The following is a 963-nucleotide window of genomic DNA, read 5'->3' as shown; positions in this document are numbered from 1 at the left end:
CCCGGGTGCCGAGGGGTCAGGTTCCCGGCGCCCTTTGCGTCAGGAGGAGCGCCAGCGCCCGAGCTGCCCCGCCCCCCAGCCGGTGTTCGGGCCGGCGCCCGCCATCGCGTCCAGCGCCGTGTCGGGCAGGGCCTCGCCGGATTGGGCGCCGGCCAGCGCCGCGTCCGGTGCGGTGCGCCATCGCAGCAATTCCTGTGTGCTCACATCGAACCCGGCCTGGCGCAGCAGCGCCACGCGCTGTTCCGGCGTCAGCCCCGGCACGGCCATGCGGGCGCGCAGCGCGGGGTAGGGTTCCAGGGCCCGCAGCAGGGGGGTCCAGTTCTCGGGGGTCATCGGCATCCTCGGCCATGGGGCGCGGCGCCAGCGGCGCCGCCGGGGCAGGGTGGTCGGGGCTGGGCCGCCAGATGGCTCAGACGGTGATGGTGGCGGTGCCGTCGGGGCCGGTCTCCGGCCCCGGCGCCACCGGCTGCCGCCAGCTGGTGTCGCCGAGCTGCCAGCCGCCGGCGATGCCGTCCAGCTGCGCCTCATCCAGCGCCGCGCCGGTGCCCGGTGGCGCGGCGCGCCATTGCAGCAGCTCCTCGGCACTGATGTCGAAATCCGCCTGGCGCAGCAGGGCCAGGCGCTGCTCCAGCGTCAGGCTGGGCTCGGCCATGCGGGCGCGCAGCGCGGGATAGGGCTCCAGGGCCCGCAGCAGGGGGGTCCAGTTCTCAGGGGGCATGATGTCCTCGGCCATTGTCGGCCGGGCGCCGGTCGGGGCCTGGCCAGGGTTGTCGGGGCAGAGATCCCGGGGTGGGCTAGAGATCGACGATCTTGCTGGTGTCGATCGTCGGCGGCGGCCTGCTCACGATGCCCCGCCCGCCGCCGATACCGTCCAGCGCCGCCTCGTCCAGCGTCGCGCCGCGCTGGTCCAGCAGCGCGGCCAGCACGGCCGGCCCAGCGGAAAGGCCCGCCGCCCGCAGCGCC

General features: G+C 76.3%; 2 protein-coding genes. Both read right to left on the bottom strand.

The features are described from left to right. Positions 1-39: 39 nt before the first annotated feature. Entirely contained in the window at positions 40-333 is a 294-nt protein-coding gene (locus HMPREF0731_RS21900; protein WP_040614420.1) for a Nif11-like leader peptide family natural product precursor, read from the bottom strand. A gap of 76 nt (positions 334-409) precedes the next feature. Continuing rightward, a complete protein-coding gene (locus HMPREF0731_RS21895) occupies positions 410-718 on the bottom strand; it encodes a Nif11-like leader peptide family natural product precursor (RefSeq protein WP_211208000.1) in 309 nt (102 codons plus the stop codon). Positions 719-963 lie beyond the last annotated feature (245 nt).

It is taken from the genome of Pseudoroseomonas cervicalis ATCC 49957 (assembly GCF_000164635.1).
In the GTDB taxonomy this organism is placed as follows: domain Bacteria; phylum Pseudomonadota; class Alphaproteobacteria; order Acetobacterales; family Acetobacteraceae; genus Pseudoroseomonas; species Pseudoroseomonas cervicalis.
This window is presented reverse-complemented; position numbering and strand designations above follow the sequence as displayed.

Bases quoted from the DNA above. Each gene is read 5' to 3' on its own strand.
- HMPREF0731_RS21900 (WP_040614420.1), bottom strand. From the start codon at position 333: ATGACCCCCGAGAACTGGACCCCCCTGCTGCGGGCCCTGGAACCCTAC.
- HMPREF0731_RS21895 (WP_211208000.1), bottom strand. From the start codon at position 718: ATGCCCCCTGAGAACTGGACCCCCCTGCTGCGGGCCCTGGAGCCCTAT.